This window comes from Pseudanabaena sp. lw0831, from assembly GCF_016584665.1.
GTDB lineage: Bacteria > Cyanobacteriota > Cyanobacteriia > Pseudanabaenales > Pseudanabaenaceae > Pseudanabaena.
Window position 1 is genome coordinate 1 of sequence record NZ_BBJB01000001.1, and the last position, 22,175, is coordinate 22,175.

At 42.4% G+C, this 22,175-nt stretch carries 20 protein-coding genes and 1 pseudogene; 10 read left to right on the forward strand and 11 right to left on the reverse strand.

Features of this window, described 5'->3' with window-relative positions; all coding sequences use genetic code 11:
• Together APA_RS00005 and APA_RS00010 are read right to left on the reverse strand one after the other, a co-directional pair.
• Window positions 1-155, reverse strand: a pseudogene (locus APA_RS00005) (SAM-dependent methyltransferase); the annotation flags it as partial.
• 383 nt (window positions 156-538) lie between these two features.
• Window positions 539-2,287 carry a carbamoyltransferase C-terminal domain-containing protein gene (locus APA_RS00010; protein ID WP_201320274.1) on the reverse strand — a complete coding sequence of 583 codons (1,749 nt, stop codon included), beginning with the start codon at window positions 2,285-2,287 and terminating at the stop codon, window positions 539-541.
• Window positions 2,288-2,375: 88 nt separating this feature from the next.
• Between APA_RS00010 and APA_RS00015 the strand changes: the two genes are divergently transcribed.
• From APA_RS00015 to argJ, 3 genes are all read left to right on the forward strand, one after another.
• On the forward strand, window positions 2,376-2,753 hold the full coding sequence (locus APA_RS00015) for a DUF3110 domain-containing protein (RefSeq protein ID WP_201320275.1): 378 nt from the start codon (window positions 2,376-2,378) through the stop codon (window positions 2,751-2,753).
• A gap of 31 nt (window positions 2,754-2,784) precedes the next feature.
• Entirely contained in the window at window positions 2,785-3,267 is a 483-nt protein-coding gene (locus tag APA_RS00020; RefSeq protein WP_201320276.1) for a thioesterase family protein, read from the forward strand.
• A 69-nt stretch (window positions 3,268-3,336) separates the two neighbouring features.
• Window positions 3,337-4,548 carry a bifunctional ornithine acetyltransferase/N-acetylglutamate synthase gene (gene argJ / locus APA_RS00025; protein ID WP_201320277.1) on the forward strand — a complete coding sequence of 404 codons (1,212 nt, stop codon included), beginning with the start codon at window positions 3,337-3,339 and terminating at the stop codon, window positions 4,546-4,548.
• Between the two features lie 150 nt (window positions 4,549-4,698).
• Here the strand turns inward: argJ and arsS are convergent, their stop codons facing one another.
• From arsS to APA_RS00040, 3 genes are all read right to left on the reverse strand, one after another.
• The gene (gene arsS, locus APA_RS00030; RefSeq protein ID WP_201320278.1) at window positions 4,699-5,691 is read right to left on the reverse strand and encodes an arsenosugar biosynthesis radical SAM (seleno)protein ArsS; all 993 of its coding nucleotides are present in this window, start codon (window positions 5,689-5,691) and stop codon (window positions 4,699-4,701) included.
• Between the two features lie 26 nt (window positions 5,692-5,717).
• Window positions 5,718-6,149 (reverse strand): Hpt domain-containing protein, encoded by a 432-nt coding sequence (locus tag APA_RS00035; protein WP_201320279.1) that lies wholly within the window; start codon window positions 6,147-6,149, stop codon window positions 5,718-5,720.
• A gap of 214 nt (window positions 6,150-6,363) precedes the next feature.
• Entirely contained in the window at window positions 6,364-7,521 is a 1,158-nt protein-coding gene (locus APA_RS00040) for a pyridoxal phosphate-dependent aminotransferase (RefSeq protein WP_201320280.1), read from the reverse strand.
• A 218-nt stretch (window positions 7,522-7,739) separates the two neighbouring features.
• Between APA_RS00040 and APA_RS00045 the strand changes: the two genes are divergently transcribed.
• On the forward strand, window positions 7,740-9,752 hold the full coding sequence (locus APA_RS00045; protein ID WP_201320281.1) for an NAD(P)H-quinone oxidoreductase subunit 5: 2,013 nt from the start codon (window positions 7,740-7,742) through the stop codon (window positions 9,750-9,752).
• Window positions 9,753-9,892: 140 nt separating this feature from the next.
• Here APA_RS00045 and APA_RS00050 read toward each other — a convergent pair whose 3' ends face one another.
• Window positions 9,893-10,285, reverse strand: a complete 393-nt coding sequence (locus APA_RS00050; protein ID WP_201320282.1) for a gamma-glutamylcyclotransferase family protein — start codon at window positions 10,283-10,285, stop codon at window positions 9,893-9,895.
• A gap of 205 nt (window positions 10,286-10,490) precedes the next feature.
• On the opposite strand from APA_RS00050, the gene uraH reads away from it, so the two are divergent.
• The 3 genes from uraH to APA_RS00065 all read left to right on the forward strand — a co-directional run bounded on the left by uraH (window position 10,491) and on the right by APA_RS00065 (window position 13,342).
• Window positions 10,491-10,850 carry a hydroxyisourate hydrolase gene (uraH, locus tag APA_RS00055; RefSeq protein WP_201320283.1) on the forward strand — a complete coding sequence of 120 codons (360 nt, stop codon included), beginning with the start codon at window positions 10,491-10,493 and terminating at the stop codon, window positions 10,848-10,850.
• A 197-nt stretch (window positions 10,851-11,047) separates the two neighbouring features.
• Window positions 11,048-12,928, forward strand: coding sequence for an iron uptake porin (locus APA_RS00060; RefSeq protein ID WP_236579333.1), 1,881 nt, complete (start codon window positions 11,048-11,050; stop codon window positions 12,926-12,928).
• 264 nt (window positions 12,929-13,192) lie between these two features.
• The gene (locus APA_RS00065; protein WP_201320284.1) at window positions 13,193-13,342 is read left to right on the forward strand and encodes a hypothetical protein; all 150 of its coding nucleotides are present in this window, start codon (window positions 13,193-13,195) and stop codon (window positions 13,340-13,342) included.
• Window positions 13,343-13,403: 61 nt separating this feature from the next.
• Here APA_RS00065 and APA_RS00070 read toward each other — a convergent pair whose 3' ends face one another.
• The 3 genes from APA_RS00070 to APA_RS00080 all read right to left on the reverse strand — a co-directional run bounded on the left by APA_RS00070 (window position 13,404) and on the right by APA_RS00080 (window position 16,359).
• Window positions 13,404-14,213 carry an ABC transporter permease gene (locus APA_RS00070; protein ID WP_201320285.1) on the reverse strand — a complete coding sequence of 270 codons (810 nt, stop codon included), beginning with the start codon at window positions 14,211-14,213 and terminating at the stop codon, window positions 13,404-13,406.
• Window positions 14,214-14,281: 68 nt separating this feature from the next.
• Entirely contained in the window at window positions 14,282-15,106 is an 825-nt protein-coding gene (locus APA_RS00075) for an ABC transporter ATP-binding protein (protein ID WP_201320286.1), read from the reverse strand.
• Between the two features lie 101 nt (window positions 15,107-15,207).
• On the reverse strand, window positions 15,208-16,359 hold the full coding sequence (locus APA_RS00080) for an ABC transporter substrate-binding protein (RefSeq protein ID WP_201320287.1): 1,152 nt from the start codon (window positions 16,357-16,359) through the stop codon (window positions 15,208-15,210).
• Window positions 16,360-16,602: 243 nt separating this feature from the next.
• Here APA_RS00080 and APA_RS00085 point away from each other — a divergent pair, with 243 nt between their 5' ends.
• From APA_RS00085 to APA_RS00100, 3 genes are all read left to right on the forward strand, one after another.
• The gene (locus APA_RS00085) at window positions 16,603-17,670 is read left to right on the forward strand and encodes a D-alanine--D-alanine ligase family protein (protein WP_201320288.1); all 1,068 of its coding nucleotides are present in this window, start codon (window positions 16,603-16,605) and stop codon (window positions 17,668-17,670) included.
• 378 nt (window positions 17,671-18,048) lie between these two features.
• The gene (locus APA_RS00095; protein WP_201320290.1) at window positions 18,049-18,351 is read left to right on the forward strand and encodes a type II toxin-antitoxin system HigB family toxin; all 303 of its coding nucleotides are present in this window, start codon (window positions 18,049-18,051) and stop codon (window positions 18,349-18,351) included.
• On the forward strand, window positions 18,332-18,736 hold the full coding sequence (locus APA_RS00100; protein ID WP_201320291.1) for a type II toxin-antitoxin system HigA family antitoxin: 405 nt from the start codon (window positions 18,332-18,334) through the stop codon (window positions 18,734-18,736). Before APA_RS00095 ends, APA_RS00100 begins: the two co-directional genes overlap by 20 nt.
• A gap of 73 nt (window positions 18,737-18,809) precedes the next feature.
• Here APA_RS00100 and APA_RS00105 read toward each other — a convergent pair whose 3' ends face one another.
• Window positions 18,810-19,997, reverse strand: a complete 1,188-nt coding sequence (locus tag APA_RS00105; protein ID WP_201320292.1) for a DNA double-strand break repair nuclease NurA — start codon at window positions 19,995-19,997, stop codon at window positions 18,810-18,812.
• Window positions 19,951-22,146: an EAL domain-containing protein gene (locus tag APA_RS00110; RefSeq protein WP_201320293.1), complete on the reverse strand. Its 2,196-nt coding sequence runs from the start codon at window positions 22,144-22,146 to the stop codon at window positions 19,951-19,953. The genes APA_RS00105 and APA_RS00110 overlap by 47 nt, the downstream gene beginning before the upstream one ends.
• Window positions 22,147-22,175 lie beyond the last annotated feature (29 nt).

Consider the following 22,175-nt stretch of genomic DNA (forward strand, 5'->3'; position numbering starts at 1 on the left):
AGCCAGTTTACGCCCATCGACTCAGCACGTTCGATCATCATTTTGCGAGCGCGTTGCTTGGCTATGTTGAATAAAGGCGCGATCGCTAAGATGCCATTTACTAATCGAGAAGCTAATCCAATTTTGGGGTTAGGAGCTGAAGTGGTAACAGTCATTTTAAATTTTTTAATTATAACCGCAGACATTATACCAATCTGATCAGAAACTTATTTAAGAATTGAGCTAGATCCCCCCCAGCCCCCCTTGTAAAGGCTACGGTGTACACACAAGTCATAAAACCTAGCTAAGTCAACAATTATCTGCCCCCTAGCCCCCAATTCTGGGGGAACAAGAAAATAAAATTCTTTCAAAGTCCCCCAGAATTGGGGGATTTAGGGGGCTTAAAGAGATCGAAACGTAGACAATTAGACTTGTGTGTACACGGCAGCTTGTAAAGGGGGGAGAATTAAATTCTTCCCCCTTTACAAGGGGGATTGAGGGGGATCTCTTAGAGCTTTTGACCGCAGAAAGTAATTCTTAAATGGGTTCTGAAGCATGACTACACTTTCGGGCGTTCGACATAATATGAACCAAGCACGATCGCATCCATACCAGTACGCAAGAAACAGGCGATTGCCTCATCGGGAGTTCTGACCACTGGCTCATTTTCGTTTAAAGATGTATTTAAAATCATGGGTACACCAGTGCGCTGAGCAAAAGTATTAATTAAGTCCCAATACAGTGGATTAGTTTTATAGCTAACACTCTGTAAGCGACCAGTTCCATCGACATGAGTCACCGCAGGGATTTGCGATCGCTTTTCAGATTTGATCTTAAATACCTTTTCCATAAACGGGGCAGGCGCATCGATCTCAAAATATTCACTAACTTTTTCCTCAAGAATACTTGGAGCAAAAGGTCGAAATTTCTCACGAAACTTAATTTTTAGATTGATAATATCTCGCATATCAAGACGGCGCGGGTCGGCAACCAAAGACCGATTCCCCAATGCTCTTGCCCCAAACTCCATCCTACCCTGATACCAGCCAATCACCTTGCCAGCACACATCGCGTCCACAACTTTCTCTAACATAGCTTGGCGATCGCTTGGTTGACTTAAAGGCAAATAATGCGATCGTAAATTCTGTTTAGCGATCGCCTCTAGACACTCAGCCTCACTAAATTCTGAACCCCAATAGCCATGCTCCAGTACAAAATCACGCGGCTGCTTCAGAACCTGATGCCACACATAAAAAGCTGCACCAAAGCAAGTCCCATTATCAGCAGCCCCAACGGGGGTATATACCTGCTTAAATGGAGTCTTTTGCGTGATTTTGCCATTGGCGACTGAATTCATTGCCACGCCACCAGCAAGGCAAAGGTTATCGCTTTTGGTGCGTTCCCACAAACGATTGAGGATATGAAAAATGATTTCTTCGGTAACAACCTGTAATGATGTCGCAATATTCTGGTGTTTTTCCGTCATCTCCTCTTGAGGATGGCGTGGAGCACCAAACAGTTCTTCTAATTTTTGACTATGGAATGGTAAAACGGTCGGGCTTCCTCCAGTCCAATTCATTGATATCCCCTTTTTATGATGATTGAAGTAATCAAGATTTAGTTCTAGACCATCTCCTTTAGGATAGACAATTTGACGGAATTCTTCTAAATACGCAGGTTCACCATAGGGAGCAAGTCCCATAACTTTATACTCATCCCCATAATTAGGAAATCCTAAATAAAGAGTAATGGCGTTATAGAGATATCCTAAGGAATGGGGAAAATAAGTGCGCTCAAAATATTGCAATTGGTTTCCATTCCCCATACCAGAGAGAGTACTGACAAAATCTCCCATACCATCGATTGATAGAATGGCGGCTTCTTCATATGGGGAAACAAAGAATGTACTTGCAAAGTGAGTGGAATGATGCTCTAGGGTGTGAATTACAGCTTTAATTTTCTCAGGTAATATATTGCAGGCGATCGCCAAATTATCTCGAATCCCTAAGCTTTTACTTTGTTTGCCGAAGCGATCGATTAATGAAGATAGAGAAGGATGTTGTTGTAATGTAAATAATAGTTTGCGGTTTAAGTTAGCTTTGGGGTTATAAGACACCGCAACATGATCTAACTGGGTAGCATCAATACCACCAACTTGTAAGCAATAACGAATTGATTCAGAGGGAAATCCTGCCCAATGTTTGATTCTGGTAAAGCGCTCTTCTTCAATGGCAGCAACCATTTGTCCATTTTGGATTAGGCTTGCAGAACTATCACCGTGATATGCATTGACACCTAAGATGTTCATTAATATTTCGTTACTACAGCAGTTATTGTCGCAATCAATGTTGATTGCTATACAATATTAGAGCTTTTTGAATGGTCGAGTTTTTTCTATGCAAGTTTGGGTATTGCTGTTTAACGCTAACACCGATAACGAAGGTATTTATACTCTAGAAATTGAGGGCAACAACATTATTGTCGCCTTTGAGCAAGAGGATGACGCGATTCGTTATGCAGGTCTATTGGAAGCACAAGATTTTTTGTCGCCTACAGTTGAACGCATCGACAAGCAAGATTTAGAAGAATTTTGTGAAGAGGCAGGCTATGACTTAAACATCGTGCCAACTGATGCGCTGTTGGTTCCTCCTGAAAAAAATGTTGATAAAACTGATTGGTCTAGCGATCGCGATTTACCAGAATCTGATGATGAGGATGAGGTAGAAGATCCCGTAATTGCCATGATGCGTCGTCGTCTAGAGAATTTACTGTAGTGATTCTCAATTTGTTATAGGTATTACCACTATGTCAGATCTGCCTTCCAATACTTTAACCAACGTCATTACCAAATTTGAACCACCTACTGAAGACAATGAAAGTGATGGTTGGTTTAACTATGCAGTGCGTGTTTATCCACATCACACCGACTATGCAGGCGTAGTGTGGCATGGCACTTATCTAACTTGGATGGAAGAAGCACGGGTAGAATGCTTGCGAACTGTTGGCATGAGCTTTGAAGAGTTAGTCTCAGCAGGTGTGGACTTACCCGTTGCCGAGATGAACCTGCGCTATCACCGTTCAGCGCGGATGGGAGATGATGTGCTAGTGATGACTAGGCTTGTGCCAGATAAAGTGCGTCTGAACTGGGAATATCAAATTCGCACTGAAACAGATCTATGTGTAACAGCAGTGGTTACCCTCGTACCTGTAGATTTTGAAAAACGTAAGTTGTTGCGATCGCTACCAAGTTCATTAGAAGGGGCGATCGCCAAACTTACAGGAATTTAAAAACACTAAGCTATGGTGCGGCGCGAAGCGCCGCACCATAGCTAATTCATTGAGGAAATCAATCAAATCATGGCAAATTGGCAAGTAATTACAGGCGGCGTGACCGCAGCAAAGGGCTATAAAGCCGCAGGGATTACAGCAGGACTAAAACCATCGGGCGCACCTGACCTAACTTTGATCGCCTCCGATGTCCCTGCGATCGCCGCAGGTGTATTTACCAAGTCTTGTGTCAGAGCCGCCTGTGTGGACTTTAACCGCGAAGTATTAGCTAAGGGCGGCTACGTTAGCACGATCCTTTGCAATGCGGGTCAAGCCAATGCCAGCACAGGCGCAGAGGGCTGGCGCAATGCCGTTGAATGTGCAGAACTTGTCAAGAAAGCTTTGAATACCGCAGACGGCGTTTTGGTGGCTTCTACTGGTGTCATCGGCAAGCAATTGCTGATGGACAAGATGCGGGCAGGCATTGCCAAAATTGTGCCATTAATTTCGCCCGATGGTGGTGAAGATGCTTCGCGATCGATCATGACCACTGACACTGTGCCCAAAAGTATTGCCTTAGAAACTGCGATCGATGGCAAACCCGTTAGAATTGGCGGCATCTGCAAAGGATCAGGGATGATTCACCCGAATATGGCGACGATGCTTGGCTTTGTTACCTGTGATGCTGCTGTAGAGCCGAAGCTTTGGCAAAAAATGTTGTCTAGTTCTATCGATGCGAGTTTCAACCAAGTTACTGTCGATGGAGATACCAGCACCAATGACATGGTGTTGGCGCTCTGCAATGGTCAGTCTGGCGTAACTGTTGATGATGAAAATTCTGATGCAGCACAGCAACTACAGTCCATGCTAAAGGAAGTCTGTATGAGTTTAGCCAAGGAGATCGCCCGTGATGGTGAAGGGGCAACCTGCATGATCGAGGTTAATGTTACAGGTGCATCTAGCACTGAGGCTGCTCGTCAAATCGCCAAGACCATTGTCGGTTCATCGCTGGTAAAATCCGCAATTTTTGGGAACGATCCTAACTGGGGCAGAATTGCCGCCGCCGCAGGGCGATCGGGCGTTGATTTCAATCAAGATCTGTTGAATATTCAACTGGGTGATTTTGTGATGATGAAGGATGGCACACCGCAGGAATACGATCGCAGCGCCGCTAGTGACTATCTCAAAAATGACACTGTAATTATCAATGTTGGTGTCGGTGATGGTAATGGCGATGGCACTGCATGGGGCTGTGACCTCAGCTACGATTACGTCAAGATCAACGCTGAATATACAACTTAAAAAAGAGGCGTGCCAAGCACGCCTCTTTTTTTTATACACCACAAACAATCGTGGGTTGCTTTTTGAAAATTAAGGTTTTTGAGATCGCTAATATAGCAATGTACTTGGTACAAATAGCCCTTTCGGAGAACTGCTTTTGGGGAAAGCAGTTCATAGCAATGCCCCACCGCAGCTAGATCCACTTCCTGCGGTGCAACCATAGCAATAATCATCGGTTTGAATTTTTTGAATGATATCTAAAGAGCCTAGTTCTAAAATTTTTGCCACGGTCAGATATTCACCATTAGGCGATCTCGCTGGCAAATTCTCCATTTGATTAAAATCACAATCATAGATATTGCCTTGATAATCAACGGAAAGCTGGTTTCGACACATTAAGCGATCGAGAGTGTCAGGATTAAAATGAGATTCTAAAAACTGCGAATATTCTTCTTCTAATTTGCGATGACGCAAATGAAACTTAGTTCTGCCAATGGGAAGATTGGCAATTGTAAATAAGTTATTAAACACAATTCCAAAATGCTCTTGCAGATGGGTTTTATAAGCTATTTCTAAACCTTGTTGCTTGGGAGCAAGGGCAAATTTATTAGAATTGGGAAGTGGTGGATTGTATACCAAATCTAAAATTAAGTCAGGATCAGAACCATAGCCAAGGCGATTTAACCATTGCAAAGCCTGAATTGATTGATCAAATACACCTTTGCCTCGCATCTTATCTACATTGTCTTCAAGATAGCAAGGCATAGAAGCGACAACACGCACTTGATTTTGAGCAAAGAATTCAGGTACATCGCTATATCCCTTTTCAAAATAAATTGTCAAATTAGAACGTGCGATCGCTTCTTTGCCAAGTTCTCTCGCCGCCTTAACCAATGCACGAAATCCATACAACATCTCTGGAGCGCCCCCCGTCAGATCTACTGTCTGAATCTGTGGAAACCGATGAATGATTTCAATTAACTGTTGGCAAATATCTGGCGTTAATTCTTCGGTACGAGTCGGACTAGCTTCGACATGACAGTGAGTACAAGCAAGATTACAAATTTTACCTAAATTGATCTGCAATATCGAAATCTGATGTTTTAAAAATGGAGCTTTCAGTTTTTGAGAAAATGGCGTGATCGCGATCGCAGGAACTTGCATAGATTAGCAATCTAGTTAATGTGTGATCATTGTGCCATAAACTCAAGGATAAGGGCTTGGATCGCCTTAATTACCTCATCATATTCATTATTCAGGAGATTTAAAACATCAGCAGAAACTGTGATTTCTCCTGTTTTGCCAACTTTTTCTAAATACTTACTGATTTGAGACAGTCTAGTTGCCCCAATGCTGGTACTAGTCGATTTTAGAGAATGTGAAGCAATTGTAAATTTATAAGCATCTTGTTCAGTAAAAGCAGCCTGAATTTCATCCATCAAATTTTCGGCTGAATTAAGATAGATCGTCACTATGTCTGAAAAGATTAAATCGTCGCCAATTGTTTCTCTCAAGTCTTGAAACAAGGCGATATCCAGTGTTTGTAAATCTATAAACTCTGGATAATCATGCAGCAGATTAATTGCCTTCGCGATCGCATTATCCGCCACATTCTCAAGCATGGTCTTGTTCCCTGATGTAACAATTAAATGGTATTTGGCAAGACTTACCCCGCTTTGCAATCAAACCTGAAACAATAAACTTTTTAAGAAATTAATTGTAGTTCTTTTGATCGAAAGCTTGTGTAACTTAATTATTTTTGCTAAATCCAGTAATCCGAATTTAAGGATATAGCGATTTTCATTTTGCCGTAGGCAAAATGAAAATCGCTATATCCTATAGATTGAATTTACGCAGGTTTTCGACCGCAGCTTCAATTGTGCTATCTTTTTTGGCGAAACAGAACCTTAAGCCATTTACCTTGTCACGATCAGGTTGACTAAAACAACTACCTGGGACAGCAGCAACTAAGGCTTCTTTGGCGAGGCGAAAAGCTGCACTTTCTGCATCTGGCGCGATCGCGGAGCTATCAGTCCAGATGTAATACGCGCCTCTAGGCATTACAGGAGATAGCCCTAGTTCCACTAAGGCTGGGTAAAGCATATCTCGCTTACGTTTGTAATCTAATGCTAACTTGGTGAAATATTCGCGTCCAAACTCCATGGCAGTCAAGGCTGCATGTTGCAAAGGTGCGGGGGCGCAAATCGTAATAAAGTCATGAATCCGCCGCATCGCTGCCGTCAGTTCTGGATTTGCGACGGTGTAGCCTAGCCGCCAGCCTGTGATACAAAAAGTTTTTGAGAATCCATTCACGACAATCGTGCGATCGCGCATTCCTTCAATGCTCATTAGGCTAACATGTTCGCCTTCATAGATGATGTATTCGTAAATTTCATCAGTAATTGCATAGACATCATACTGTTGGCAGAGCTTAGCGATTAGTTCTAGTTCTGTCCTCGTCCAGACTTTGCCCGTGGGATTGGCTGGACTATTAATGATTACAGCTTTAATTCCCTTCTTAAATGCAGGCTCAAGGATTTCTTGGGTGATTTCCCATTGAGGTGGTTGCAGCGTAATAAATTCAGGAATACCGCCAACAGTCGCCAGATTGGGGATGTAATTTTCGTAAAATGGCTCAAAAATTAAGACGCGATCGCCTTGATTGATCAGTGTCATCAGGGCAATATTTAGCCCTTCAGTCGCACCACAACAAACGGTGACTTCTGTATCAGGGTCAATGGTGATTTGGTTGTCGCGTTGCATTTTTGCAGCGATCGCCATGCGCAACTTGTCCCAGCCCCAACTATCAGCATATTGATTAAAATCCGATGCGATCGCTGCTCTTGCGGATTCTTTGATCGCTTCTGGAGCAGGGAAATCGGGTAATCCTTGAGCAAGGTTAATTGCCCCAAACTTTTCACAATAGCGGGAAGCTTCGCGAATTTGTGATTCTTTAATTTGAATAGCGCGTTGTGATAGCGAAACAGTAGTCAAGGTAATATCTCTAAACTTCAAAAAGTAAAAGCGGCGCGATGCGCCGCCTTTACTCAATCCTAAGCGAAATTGCTATGGCTGGTCAAGGATTGAATTTTTCTAAAATTTTGGCTTATTTAAGTAACAATGCTCATGGTTAACACATCGCACCTGATCGCCCTGTAGTAAACTGACTTTAAAAGGATCTCTACAATAAACTTTGCGTTCAAACGCGACCTATGGACTTTGCATATCAATACGCATGGCTGATTCCCTTGCTGCCACTCGCCGCAGCATTGATCATCGGCACAGGACTGATTACCTTTAACAAATCCACCAACAAACTGCGATCGCTTTGGTCTGTCCTCAGCGTATCCGCCACAGGCGGCGCAATGGTGATGGCTATCAACCTACTCTGGAGTCAGATTCAAGGGCACGATCCTTATCTCTACACCTTTGAGTGGGCTCAAGCAGGTAGCTTTCATCTGAACATGGGATTTGTGATCGATCACCTCACTGCTCTTATGCTAGTGATCGTCACCACAGTCGCATTTTTGGTGCAAATTTACACCGATGGCTACATGGCGCACGATCCCAGCTATGTCAGATTTTATGCTTACCTGAGTTTATTCACATCCTCCATGTTGGGCTTAGTCGTTAGTCCCAACTTGGTACAGATTTATATTTTCTGGGAACTAGTGGGGATGTGTTCCTACTTGCTGATTGGCTTTTGGTTCGATCGTAAAGGAGCCGCCGATGCTTGCCAAAAAGCATTTGTCACGAACCGCGTTGGTGACTTTGGGTTACTACTTGGTTTACTTGGTCTGTATTGGGCAACAGGTACGTTTGAATTCACCGAAATGGGAGCACGTCTCAGCGAACTAGTTGAGTCGGGAGCAATAAGTGTCGCTCTCGCCACCCTCTTTGCAATTCTTGTATTCATGGGGCCCGCAGCCAAATCAGCCCAATTCCCTCTCCATGTGTGGCTTCCCGACGCAATGGAAGGTCCCACACCGATTTCAGCCTTGATCCACGCGGCGACGATGGTTGCAGCTGGTGTATTCCTTATTGCGCGGATGTTTCCAGTATTCGAGGAAATTCCTGCGGTGATGAATACGATCGCTTGGACGGGAGCCTTCACTGCCTTTCTGGGTGCAAGCATCGCGATCACCCAAAATGACATCAAAAAAGGTTTGGCTTACTCCACCGTATCCCAGTTGGGTTACATGGTGATGGGTATGGGAGTAGGTGCTTATAGTGCAGGCTTATTTCACCTGATGACTCATGCTTATTTCAAAGCGATGATGTTCCTCGGTTCTGGTTCCGTCATTCATGGCATGGAAGGAGTCGTGGGACATGATCCCGATGTTGCTCAGGACATGCGCGTGATGGGCGGCTTACGCAAGTACATGCCAATTACCGCGATCACTTTTTTCATTGGTACTCTGGCGATTAGTGGTATTCCTCCGTTCGCTGGCTTCTGGTCAAAGGATGAAATTCTCGCTTCCACCTTTAGAGCCAATCCTGCACTCTGGGCGATCGGCTTTGCGACGGCGGGGATCACAGCTTTCTATATGTTCCGTATGTATTTCACCACCTTTGAAGGGGATTTTCGCGGTACTGACAAGAAGCTATTAGCAATGGTCAAAGCCGAAAACTCTGCTGGAAAAGAAGCTCAAGTAGACGATGGACATGGGGCTCATCACGCCAGCAAGCCTCATGAATCAACAATTACGATGACTTTCCCTCTGATGGCTTTGGCAATTCCTTCGATGCTGATTGGTCTAGTTGGTACACCACTAGGCAATTACTTCGAGTACTTTATCCATGCCCCATCCGAAAAAATCACCGAAGTTCCAGTTGAGGGCTTTACGCCTGAATTTCTGTTGATGGGTGGTAGCTCTATCGGTATTGGTTTGATTGGGATTTCTCTTGCCATCTTGATGTATATGCAAAAGAAAATCGATCCCAGTGCGATCGCCAAATCCATCGAGCCTCTCTATAAGCTCTCGAAAAATAAATGGTATATTGACGAAATTTACGAAGCTGTGTTCGTAATCGGCTCACGCCGTCTAGCACGTCAAGTGCTAGAAGTCGATGCCAAAATCGTCGATGGTGTGGTCAACCTTGCAGGTTTCGTGACTGTAGTGAGTGGCGAAGGTCTGAAGTACTTTGAAAATGGCAAAGCACAATTCTACGCTCTTGTTATTTTCATCGGAGTTCTTGGTTTCGTAATTGTTACTTCGATTTAATTTCTGATTTGACTTCTAAATAGCAAAAAAGAGCGATCGCCTATTGATTTTAATTAATAGGCGATCGCTCTTTTTACTATTTAGACACAGAAGCAAATCGCCTGCTAAGTAGACGATTTGTTTCTTTAGGTTTTATAGGTCTATGTACCTTTGTAGGCGGCCCAACCGCCGAGGTGAGAGATATCAATCCAGTTGAACTTTTTAATTAATTCTTGAGGATAGAAAAAAGCGGTGAGAACTTCTCCATCTTCTAAGTAAACATCCGTAGGATACATATGTGGAGGTTCATTACTGGCGAGATATTCAAATTCATCATCTTTCATCTCATAGACTTCACCAGGTATAGAAATTCCACCTGTCTCTACTTCACAGATTGCAGGATGCCAGCCATCACCTGCAGCATGGAGTCGATAACGTGGCTGAGTCTGTGCAGGACGGATGAACTTTGCGTCCTGTAAATTCCCATGATCAGGTTGTCCGCGCAGAGCCGAACCACAAATAAATACTCGTCTTGTCCCATTGGATACAGTCATAAATAGGGCTTTTGAATTTATGGATTAGTCTTGAATATATTACTTTAATGTATACAGTATGCAGCTGCAAGGTGCAATATTGTTAAGAGCCATTGAAAATCAATGACTCTTACAATCCTAAACCCGTAAAGTTTCGCCCCGCAGGGGCAAAACTTTACGGGTTTAGGTAATTTTGTTGAGTACAAGTACTTATTGCTAAAAAAACATGTCTGGAAAACTCTCAACTCATGTCCTTGATACGGTAAATGGATGCCCTGCCCGAAATATGCAAATTGACCTATCTACGATCGCAGATGATGGACAAAAAAACTTACTCAAAACCCTATATACCAACCAAGATGGCAGGACAGATGAACTATTACTAAATGAAACTGAGATCAAAGCTGGTATCTACGAAATTTGCTTTTATGTCAGTGACTATTTTGCAAGTTGTGGAGCATCCCTACCACAGCCTAATTTTTTAACCACTGTTCCTGTGCGCTTTGGCATTGCCGATGAGAGCGATCGCTACCACGTTCCTTTACTAGTATCACCTTGGGCTTACAGCACCTATCGCGGCAGTTAAAACCCAAATTAAAGAAAGGCGGCGCGAAGCGCCGCCTTTCTTTAATTTGGGTTTTAACTCGCGAAAGGGCTTTGTAATCTGCAATACAGAAAGCGATCGCAACTCTAAAGTTTAATCGCAGTAATTTGGATACTGTATACAGTATCCAAATTACTGCGATTTCCCGTCTGTCGCTCATGTAATTGGTTTGAGGATTTATGTCTAAGGCTCTCAATAGTTCGCTTTCATGTCTAGCGATGTTTGTCGCGCTCTCTAGTTTGTACGACGCACCCGCAAAGGCTGCGCCTCAAGCTTCAGATAATTTATCTAAGGATTCATCAGCTAATTTATTGACGACAAATTTATCAATAAATTCGTCTCCAAAGACTACTTCATCGATTAGTAACTTAATCGATCGCCAAGAGAATGCTGTCAATCTTCAGCAGAATCTGTCCACTGGTTCACCAATTAGCAATTTAGAGGTGAATAAACTTGCTGAGACTGCGGATGTTGCTCAAGTAACATCTGTTTCACAGCTATCTGATGTGCGCTCAACTGATTGGGCTTTTACGGCGCTACAATCCTTGGTAGAGCGTTATGGATGTATCGCAGGTTATCCAGACAGTACTTTTCGAGGTGCTAAAGCTTTAGCGAGATATGAGTTTGCGGCTGGATTGAATGCTTGTTTGGATAAGATCAATGAGATTATTTCCGCAGGATTAGCCGATAAGGTTTCTAAAGAAGATCTTGCCACTTTGCAGAAGCTCCAAGAAGAATTTGCGGCTGAACTAGCTACTCTTCGAGGTCGCGTAGATGCTCTTGATGCGAAGACTGCAAAGCTCGAAGCACAACAGTTCTCAACTACTACGAAGCTAAGTGGTCTTGCTTTCTTTAACGTTACTGGAGCAACAGCCTCAGGCGATGTGATCAGAGAGACAGGTGCACGCGATCCTATAACTGGACGACCTATAACTGCCACGGCAACGCGCCCTAATGTAACCTTTGGTTACTATCTATTTCTCAACCTGACCACATCCTTTACTGGCAAAGATGCGTTAGTAACTCAACTGGTAACAGGAAACGGTAACTCTCCAGCCAATAACTTTGTCTCTAATGGTTTCTTCAATTCTTGGGGAACTCCATTTCTTGATCAGACAGGAGTTCCGACAGCAAATCAATTCAATATCCGTGAATTATTTTATAGTTTTCCTGTTGCAAGTAATGTCAATGTCGCGATTGGACCTCGTGTAAACTTCTATCGCTATTTTGATCAAAATCGATTTACTAGTTTCCTAACAGGCACAACCAGCTTTAACTCGAATGGAAGCACTTTATCAAATGCTGTTGATCGCGGTTCGGGTGCGGTTGTCATTTGGACTATTAATCCGCAGTTTAGACTAACGGCTGCTTATCTTGGTGAAAACACGGAATTTCTTTCTTCTGCGAATCCTAACTTCAATACTTCCAGCAATCCCCAGCAAGGTTTGTTTGGCGGCACAAATACACTGACAGCAGAGTTAGTATATTCGCCAAGCAAAGATGCTAACTTCCGATTCTTATATACGCGATCCAATATTAAAACGACTAACGTTGGAGCTGCTAATAATCGGATTACTGGTGCAACTGCCGAACCTCTTCCATACGGCGTTGCTGATGATGGTCAAGGTGGTGGAATCAACAATGCCACAGCCGATACAATTATCTTGAACTTTGACTGGTTGCTTTCTAAAGGCTTTGGTGTATTTGGTCGCTATTCCTACGGTAGCACTAATATTTCACCTCTAAACCCTGCGGTACAAGGCGGTAGCGTTAATGTTAATGCATTTCAATTTGGTCTAGCTTTCCCCGATCTATTTAAAGAAAGTGCATTAGCTGTACTGTCTTTTGTGGTGCCGCATAGTTATAGCAGTGGACGCAATTTCCTTTCTTCTGGTGGTGGTGATGGCGCTACTCAATACGAGTTAGAGCTTTCTTACTATTATCCAATCAGTAAAAATATTGCGATCGTGCCTGCGTTCTACGCGATTTTCAATCCAAATAGCTTCTCTACAAATCCAGCTGTATTTGTAGGTAATATTCGCACTCAGTTTAGTTTCTAGTTAACTAATACCAATTTTCAAAATGGCAATGCCATTTTGAGATCCAAAAGAGAGAGTGGTAGCGCAAAGCGCTACCACTCTCTCTTTTGTTTTTGGTTTTGCCCTAGCTCGGATAGCGACAGCTATATTGTTTTGAATCTCTCTGCTATAGCTGTTATGTACAAAAATAGGATATAAAAAAGTCATCAAATGATGACTTTTTTATATATTGGATTAAATTGTAGTTTATAATACAAATATGAATCGTAATTTATGGAAGACAATATGAAAACTACTCGTCAAGATCAGCAACAGCAAAAGTATAGCGATTACCGCGATCGCCAAATATCTGAAGATGTGCTAGAGAGCCATGAACCAAAAGACCATTTACACCCAAACTATTGCCATTGGGCATGGTTGCCAAAACCTAAATAGTTTTGCAAACAATAAAAAAAGGCTCGCTAAGCGAGCCTTTTTTTATTGTTTGCAAAACTATTTATCTTGCCCAGAAAATAACCTTCTTCTCTATGGCAACAAATAAGGTGTAGAGCATTACACCTAATATCGCTAGTGTAATCAGCGCTGAAAAAGCAAGAGGGACATTAAAGTCTGAGGCAGCCTGTACGATTAGATAACCTAAACCCGCATTAGATGCGATCGACTCAGCGATAACCGCTCCGATAAAGGAAAAAGAAACGGCTATCTTGAGAGATGCAAACACATATGGCAAAGTATGTGGCCAGCCAACCTTGATGAATATCTCAAGATCTGAAGCACCCAAGGCTCGCATAACATCTTTCATTTCAGGTTCGATGGTTTCTAGTCCTAGCGCTACGTTCACAGCGATCGGGAAGAAAGCTAGAGCAAATGCAGTTACGATAGCAGGAATAGCGTTTGCACCAAACCATACAGCTAGTAGGGGAACTAAGGCTGATTTAGGAATGGTATTAAATGCAACTAGTAATGGATAGAAAGTTAGATAAATAAATTTGGAATAACCAATCAGGAATCCCAATATGATGCCAACTACACTGGCAAGCACGAAACCCGCAAAGGTCGTCCAGACGGTTCTCCAAGAGTTTTCTGCAAGTTGCGGTGCAAATTTGATTGTCGCTTCGAGAATTTTAGAAGGGGCAGGTAAGTTAAAAGGTTGAATTTTAAATATGATTACTGCCAATTCCCATAGTACAAACAGTACAACCGTAGCGATCGCAGGCAAGATAATCGTCGCAGTTTTTGTATTTAGAAAAGCCTCAAAATCAAACTTTTTATTCACCCGCCTTGAATTGTCAACAGTTCCCTGCATATATTTTCCTCATTACTAATTGCAAAAACTTGTGAAGACAAAGAATCTGGTTTAGCCAGATTCTTTGTCTAACTCTTATGGATATGACGACGCAACTGGGCGGCGAGATGAGCAAATTCATCACTAAGACACATTTCTAAGGTTCTAGGACGAGGTAGATCGATCTTCAGTTCGAAAGCAATCTCACTAGGTCTAGGACTCATTACATATACGGTGTCAGACAGAAATACTGCCTCGCGTAAATCATGAGTGATTAGCATTCCCACGCACTTTGCTTCCATCCATAGGTTTTGGAGCATCACCCACATTTCTTCACGGGTAAACGCATCAAGTGCGCCAAAAGGTTCGTCTAATAGCAAAATCTCTGGTTGGTGAATCAGAGATCGGCAAAGTGAAGCTCTCTGACGCATCCCACCTGATAACTGCCAAGGGAACTGCTTCTGAAAATCTTTTAATCCCACTGCTTTCAATAGTTTTTCAGCCATCTCTAGATAGCGAGCGCGATTAACTTTAAAGTCTCGCTTGTAGGGTGATACGATTTCTAGTGGTAGCAAGACATTATCAATGGTGCGTCGCCAAGGCATCAATACAGGATTTTGGAAGGCGATGCCAACATTCTTGAGCGGCTTTTTTACGGCTTGTCCATGACAGCGCAGCTCACCGATTTTGGTAGGACTTAATCCTGAGACCATTCTCAAAATCGAGGTTTTACCACATCCACTAGGACCAACAAATGTAACAAACTCTCCAGGTTGCACGCTAAGAGTAATTTCCTGAATGATCGTCCGCATCGATTCTTCAAACGGATATTCTAAGCCGATGCGATCAAATTCTAGTATGGGTTTAGGAGAAACGGATGTTTCAGTAAATGAAGACGTTACAGGCTGAACCATTTTTCTGTACCAATTTATTGAGTGTGGACTTTTTTAAGCCAATTATCAAGTACATGAAAACGATTGACTAAGCCAATCGTTTTCATGTATTTGGGTTCGATTTACTGCAAAGGCTTGCGATCGCTAGTTGGTGGAACCATGCGTAGTTCTTTCGCAGGCAAGAACTTATCTGTGAAGACATCAGCCACAGTAGCGGGTTTCAATTTAAAACCTTCAACTGTCTGGTTAATACTCTTTTCTAGACGTTTCATGTCCGCACCACCGAAGCCAGCCGCTTCGACTTCTGGAGTCACATACATCCGTTCGATCGCCAATTTCAGACGTAGTTTTTCAGCATCGCGATCCATCAACTTACTTTGATCGGTGGAAACGACTAGGTCAAGAGCTGCACTAGGATCTTTGACGACCTCCTGCATTCCTTTGAAGTAGGCTTTGAGGAAAGACTTGATTGCTTCAGGATTCTTGTTCATGAAGTCTTGCTTGACTAAAATTCCATTGCCATAGAAGTCAAGCCCAAATTCGTCATAAAAGAAAATTTGGATGTCATCCATAGTCTTACCACCTTTGATCAAAGATGGAATGACCGAAGTGTAGAAACCACTGACCGCATCAACTTTACCCTGCAACAAGAATGTCTCACGCAGCTTGGGTTCCATCGTGTCCCAAGTTACCGAATCAGGAGAAATTTTTATTTCTTTGGCAAAAAGTGGAAAAAGTTTTCGAGGTCCATCACCTGCTGGTGCACCGAGTTTTTTGCCAACCAAATCGGCAGGGGTCTTAATTCCATTTGCTTTAAAAGTAACAATGGAGAAAGGAGCTTTATTTTGGTAAAATGCTACGGCAAGTATCTTATCATTAGGATTTTTGTCATTGAATTCCATGGCATTGTAGACATCGCTAAAAGCCATGTCATACTTGCCAGTACCAAGCTTACTGATTGTGTCAGCATTACCGAAACCGCGCTCATAACTGACATCCAATCCTTCTTCAGCAAAGTAACCTTTTTCGATCGCCCAAATCAGAGGTGCATCAAGGCTTTGTTTCAAAAATGGCAGTTGTACGCGAATCTTTTGTTTTTCCTTTTTGTCCGTACTACCAGTTTGGGGAGATGATGCAGTAGTAGGAGCAGTAGTCTTGTCTCCAGAAGTAGTGCTTGTAGTACTTGGAGGTGCAGAATTACAAGCAGCAAGCAATGCTGTTGAGACGGCAATAAGGAGAATTCTATTTAACTGTTTCTGGAAAGTATGAAGCATTATTGCCCTGTTAAATTTGAAAATGTATACTGTATACAAAACTAACTTTTATTTAAGGGGAGTAGAAAAGAAGTTTCTGTATATCTCAATACAAAGAATTTTCCCTCTCAAAGCAATCTTAATCCCGATATAGAGGCAATTAATTGCTGTAATTAAGCGCAACGGTTTGTTAAGACTTCAAAACTTTGATGTAAAGTATTCAGTACTAAAAGTTTGATATCAATTTGATGAGGATGTTTACTAATGACTGGTATATCGATAGATTTGGCGGCAAAGTCTCCTCTTTATGTCGGTTTGTTATTTGGTGGACAGTCAGGCGAACATGATGTGTCAATTACATCGGCAAAAGCGATCGCCTCAGCCCTCAGCCAAAATCCTCGTTATTACGTTCAGCCTTTCTATATCCAACGCGATGGCACTTGGCGCAGCCCCGATGTGTCAAAACAAGTTTTAGATGCTGGTAAAGGTTTACAGGATTCAGAACTATTAACCAACGCAGCCTTTTTCTTGCCAACAGAAGTTCAGCAAGTTGATCTGTGGTTTCCTGTCTTACATGGGCCAAATGGTGAAGATGGGACGGTGCAGGGGCTATTACAGTTGATGCACAAGCCCTATGTTGGCAATGGGGTGCTTGCCTCTTCGGTGGGAATGGATAAGATTGCAATGAAGGCGATCTTTGCAAATGCTGGCTTACCTCAGGTCAAGTATGTGGCGCTAAATCGTTGGCAATGGCAACAAGATGAGCCAGCATGGAGTGAACATATCGAAGCTACTCTCGGCTATCCCTGCTTTGTGAAGCCTTCTAACCTTGGCTCCTCAGTTGGTATTTCCAAAGTACGCGATCGCGAACAATTAAAAGCAGCGATCGCTAGTGCCACGAGCTACGATCCGCGTATTATCATCGAGCAAGGCGTAGTTGCCCGTGAAATCGAATGTGCTGTCCTTGGCAATGAACAACCCCAAGCTTCTGCGATCGGCGAAATTACTTTCGCTAGCGATTTCTACGATTATGAAACTAAATACACTGCTGGTATGGCAGATCTGATCATTCCCAGTAAGCTGCCTGACAACGTGACTCAAGCAGTGCAGTCAATGGCAGTAAAAGCATTTCAAACTGTAGCTGGTTCAGGTTTAGCCAGAGTTGATTTCTTCTATGTAGAAGCAACGGGAACGGTTTTAATCAATGAAATTAATACTTTCCCAGGGTTCACCTCGCTAAGCATGTATCCCAAATTATGGGAATACTCTGGTATTCCTTTTACAGAATTATGCGATCGGCTTGTAGCGTTGGCACTTGAAAAGCACTCTTAAGAATCCACAAAGATAACCATCAAAATATACTACTTGACAAGTTCTCGTTTTGAGAACATAATGTTGGTTATTGATTGCATCTTGCACAACTAAAACAAATTAATCAGCTAAGTAAGCTAAACCAACTAAAACAAATTAATCAGCTAAGTAAGCTAAACCAACTAAAACAAATTAATCAGCTAAGTAAGCTAAACCAACTAAAACAAATTAATCAGCTAAGTAAGCTAAACCAACTAAAACAAATTAATCAGCTAAGTAAGCTAAACCAACTAAAACAAATTAATCAGCTAAGTAAGCTAAACCAACTAAAACAAATTAATCAACTAAATCAAGAAGGAGCAATCAAGAAACCCATATGAAACAGAATGGCAGGAAAAAATGCACGTTATTTCAAGAAAAGCGCTGCTTGAGTTTGGTGAGCGCTATGGTGACTCCAGAGTTGCTTTAGATGATTGGTATCGAATTGTTCGTAAGGCGAAATGGCAGCATATTAATGATGTTAAATCTGCCTATCCATCTGCGGATGCTGTTGGCAATTTCACGGTTTTCAATATCAAAGGAAATAAATATCGCTTGATAGTCAGTATTTCCTATAAAACGCAGGACGTTTATATCAAATACGTCCTAACACATACTGAATATGATTCAGGAAGTTGGAAAAATGACCCTTACTTTAAATAAATCAGAATATGGAGCGCTATTAGTAGATATTCAGCCACGAGTTATTACTACTGAAGACGAAAACGATCGCGCTTTAGGTATTGTTGAAAGTCTGCTAGCTGAGAAAAATCTGTCTCCAGAAAAAGAGCAGATACTTCGACTTTTAGTTTCGCTGATCGAGAAATTTGAAGATGAACATTATCAGTTAGCGGCTTCAACTCCTCACTCGATCTTGTTGCACCTAATGGAAGAGAGAGGACTAAGACAAACTGACCTTGTAGGTCTAATTGGCTCTCGTGGCGTAGTTTCTGAAGTTGTCAATGGCAAAAGAACTATTAGCAAAAGTCAAGCTAAATCACTTGGTGAGTTCTTTCATGTTGATCCAAGCTTGTTTATTGATTTTTAGTATTAAAAGAACCAATAAATTTTTCAAAAGTTTTGCTTCGCAAAACTTTTGAAAAATTTATTGGTTCTTTTAATCAGGCGATGCTGCTACGCTTGCGGGACTCTTTGTAGGAAGTGGTCACATTGCGTAAACCAGACTTCACCATTTGCTGCTCTAAAATTGCAAAGAAGCGGCGGCGATCGCTACCAGTGACAACCGCCTGATTATGTGCCTCAGCTAGGGCAACAGGATAGCCATAGCCTTTTTGGACTTGAGCGAGAATGATTTGCAAAGCTTGCGATCGCAGTTCTATATCCAATGCAGTCCAAGCTGGCATCTCAATTCGGGCGATTTCTGTCCCGACATGGAGATAGCAAAAATAAATTTGATGTTCTCCATATTCCTGCAAAATCCTTGCATGGCTTTTCCAAAGAGGACTGCACTCTCCCACTTTTAACAGCCGACTCCATAAAGTCCCGTCACGCAATGGTTGAATTTGACTGCATGGCGCAGAATCAAGAGGCTTAGCATCACAATGGATCTTGCAATCAGGTTGCTCAAAAGGACAGATTTGCAAGCGCAAAAAATTAGTGGCTTCCGCAGCACGAGGAGCGCTGATATATCCTGCTAATGGAATTCGTTGAGCCTTTAGGTCATCCCAAGCAGTCAGAATATCTGGCAAAAGTTGCGATCGCGCATCAGCAGGCATCTCATCAAATTCCCAATGAACTAAAGCTCCATCGGTGAAAGCTAACATCGGTAGATTAGGATAACTAGCAAGTGTTTCAATAGCTAAATTCGCTAGGGCAACATTTTCTGCAACCGTGCGCTTAAAAGTCATCCATTGCTCAGTCTGAATTCCCCATTGACGAGCTTTATATAGATCTTCCGTTTTATAAAATACCTCAGGAATATTATCGAGTAATGGATAAATTCCAGAGTTATAGTAAATTGCGACTCGACCAATATTAATCAAATAGCAATAGGCGATTTCATGGCGGCTTGGTGCTATTTGCGATCCATCGGTGGCTAATACGATATGGGGTGTAGAGATAGGAGATATCGCTTGAATTTGCGAAAGCGGCTCAACTGGTTCGGCGCAAGTAAAAATTAGGCGATCGCGATATTGCTCGATTTGTTGATTGAGCGATGCTTGATTTACAACTGCTTGATGAAATATGGTTTCTGCGCGATCGAGTTTGACTGTCAATTGCTGAGTTTCTCTCTGCAATTGTTCAGACATCCCTTGCATCTGTCCCATCAATTTCTGTAAATCCAGCATAATAGCCTTTAAAGTTAATGGGAGCGGGGCGGGAGATCCCATAACCCTGAGCATAGTCTACTCCAATCTCCCGCAATTTTTCTAAGATAGTCTCGTCTTCGACAAATTCAGCCACAGTTTCAAGATTCATGGCATGAGCAATACGATTAAAACCTTCAACGATCGCTTGGGAGATCAAATTATTGCTAATATTTTTAACAAAAATGCCATCAATTTTTAGATAATCAACTGGTAAATTCATCAAATAAGCAAAGGAACTCAACCCGCTTCCAAAATCATCTAAAGCAAACCTACAGCCAATCTTTTTGATTTCGCTAATAAAATGTCTCGCTTGGTCAAAATTAGCGATCGCGGCGGTTTCGGTGATTTCAAAACAAATAGTTTGTGGGGGAACTTGGTAGCGAGGAAATTGTTCGATTAAAAACCTTAGAAACTGATTATTGCCAATACTTGCGCCCGAAAGATTAATCGTGTATAAGCTTTCGGGCAAACCTTGCTGGTCTAAATTTTGATAATTTGAGAAAAAAGTTTCGACTACCCAGCAATCGATCTGGGTTATCAAGCCATAGCGCTCGGCAGCAGGAATAAACTCATTTGGAGAAACTAATTCTCCATTTTCGTCTAGCATTCTTATCAAAATCTCATAATGCTCTACTGGGGGTTTAGCGGTAATAGAGATAATCTTTTGACTATAGAGACAAAAACGATTGTGCCCCAACGCCCGACTGATTTTAGCAATCATCTGCCTCTCGCCACGTTGTCTAATTAGTTCGTCATCATCTAGACTATAAACATGAACGCAGTTGCGTCCTTTGGCTTTAGCGGCATAACAAGCTGCATCAGCTGCACCCATAATCTCCATCAAATCTTGGCTAGCTTGGTCAATGGCAACAACTCCAATACTGACACCGATGATAAAGGTTTTGTTATTCCAAACAAACCGAAACTGATGTACTAAATCCTTGAGGGTTTCCGCAATCTGGGTTGCTTGGGAGATTGGACAATGAGTGAGCAAAAGACCAAATTCATCACCTCCCAAACGAGCCAGCATGTCATTCGCACGGATTCCCTTATGTAAAAGTGCAGTAATTTGGCGCAGTAGTTCGTCGCCAGCAACATGACCTGCAGTATCATTAACGACTTTAAACTGGTCTAAATCTAAATAACAGAGTGCGTGCTGTTGATTGCTATTTTGGACAGAGGCGATCGCATTAACTAGTTCCTTCTCAAATCCTCGACGGTTAGTTAAACCCGTCAAAGCATCGTGACTAGCTTCCCAAGAGAGTTGATTGGCAAGATAGCGTGATTCAGTAACATCATGAAAGACTATAACTGCCCCAATAATTTGACCTTGACGGTCTCTAATTGGTGCGGCTGAGTCCTCAATGGGATACTCTGTCCCATCACGAGCTATGAGAATAGTATGGTTAGCTAAGCCCACAATTTCCCCATATAATAGGGCTTTGGTCACGGGATTATCTGCTGGCTTTCTCGTTATTTCATTAACGATTTGGAAAACTTGAGACACAGGAATTCCTTCTGCATCTTTAGCTTGCCAACCTGTTAGTCGCTCAGCAACGGGGTTAAAATATCTAATATTCGCTTGGACATCAGTAGTAATGACAGCATCACCAATCGATTGCAATGTTACCTGAGCCAACTCTTTTTCGTCAAAGAACATATCTTGGAGGCGTTGATGTTCTTCTATCTCTTGGATGAGGCGTAAATTTTGTGTATGGAGGCTTTTTTGGAGTCGTTGGATGGTTAGATGGATTTCGACACGTGCCAATACCTCTTCGACTTGAAACGGCTTAGAAATATAATCTACCCCTCCCACAGCCAGCCCTTGCACCTTATTAAAAGATTCATTGAGGGCACTCAAAAAAATTATGGGAATCCCTGCGGTGCGTTCGTCAGATTTTAATTTTCGGCAAACTTCATAGCCATCCAGATCGGGCAATTTAATGTCCAGCAAAATCAACTCCGTCGATGGAGATAGAGCGGCTCTAAGTGCCATAGCCCCTGTCGTAGCACTACGAACCTTATATCCTTGTCCGCTCAACGTATCCCTAAGAAGTCGCAGGTTATCTGGTAAATCGTCAACGATTAAAATGTCACCTCGATATATGATCGGTGGATCGCTAACCATACTGAATTCTTAAAAAGCAATAGTACGTA

Bases quoted from the DNA above. Each gene is read 5' to 3' on its own strand.
- APA_RS00010 (WP_201320274.1), bottom strand. From the start codon at position 2,287: ATGAACATCTTAGGTGTCAATGCATATCACGGTGATAGTTCTGCAAGC.
- APA_RS00015 (WP_201320275.1), top strand. From the start codon at position 2,376: ATGCAAGTTTGGGTATTGCTGTTTAACGCTAACACCGATAACGAAGGT.
- APA_RS00020 (WP_201320276.1), top strand. From the start codon at position 2,785: ATGTCAGATCTGCCTTCCAATACTTTAACCAACGTCATTACCAAATTT.
- argJ (WP_201320277.1), top strand. From the start codon at position 3,337: ATGGCAAATTGGCAAGTAATTACAGGCGGCGTGACCGCAGCAAAGGGC.
- arsS (WP_201320278.1), bottom strand. From the start codon at position 5,691: ATGCAAGTTCCTGCGATCGCGATCACGCCATTTTCTCAAAAACTGAAA.
- APA_RS00035 (WP_201320279.1), bottom strand. From the start codon at position 6,149: ATGCTTGAGAATGTGGCGGATAATGCGATCGCGAAGGCAATTAATCTG.
- APA_RS00045 (WP_201320281.1), top strand. From the start codon at position 7,740: ATGGACTTTGCATATCAATACGCATGGCTGATTCCCTTGCTGCCACTC.
- APA_RS00050 (WP_201320282.1), bottom strand. From the start codon at position 10,285: ATGACTGTATCCAATGGGACAAGACGAGTATTTATTTGTGGTTCGGCT.
- uraH (WP_201320283.1), top strand. From the start codon at position 10,491: ATGTCTGGAAAACTCTCAACTCATGTCCTTGATACGGTAAATGGATGC.
- APA_RS00060 (WP_236579333.1), top strand. From the start codon at position 11,048: ATGTCTAAGGCTCTCAATAGTTCGCTTTCATGTCTAGCGATGTTTGTC.
- APA_RS00065 (WP_201320284.1), top strand. From the start codon at position 13,193: ATGAAAACTACTCGTCAAGATCAGCAACAGCAAAAGTATAGCGATTAC.
- APA_RS00070 (WP_201320285.1), bottom strand. From the start codon at position 14,213: ATGCAGGGAACTGTTGACAATTCAAGGCGGGTGAATAAAAAGTTTGAT.
- APA_RS00075 (WP_201320286.1), bottom strand. From the start codon at position 15,106: ATGGTTCAGCCTGTAACGTCTTCATTTACTGAAACATCCGTTTCTCCT.
- APA_RS00080 (WP_201320287.1), bottom strand. From the start codon at position 16,359: ATGCTTCATACTTTCCAGAAACAGTTAAATAGAATTCTCCTTATTGCC.
- APA_RS00085 (WP_201320288.1), top strand. From the start codon at position 16,603: ATGACTGGTATATCGATAGATTTGGCGGCAAAGTCTCCTCTTTATGTC.
- APA_RS00095 (WP_201320290.1), top strand. From the start codon at position 18,049: ATGCACGTTATTTCAAGAAAAGCGCTGCTTGAGTTTGGTGAGCGCTAT.
- APA_RS00100 (WP_201320291.1), top strand. From the start codon at position 18,332: ATGACCCTTACTTTAAATAAATCAGAATATGGAGCGCTATTAGTAGAT.
- APA_RS00105 (WP_201320292.1), bottom strand. From the start codon at position 19,997: ATGCTGGATTTACAGAAATTGATGGGACAGATGCAAGGGATGTCTGAA.
- APA_RS00110 (WP_201320293.1), bottom strand. From the start codon at position 22,146: ATGGTTAGCGATCCACCGATCATATATCGAGGTGACATTTTAATCGTT.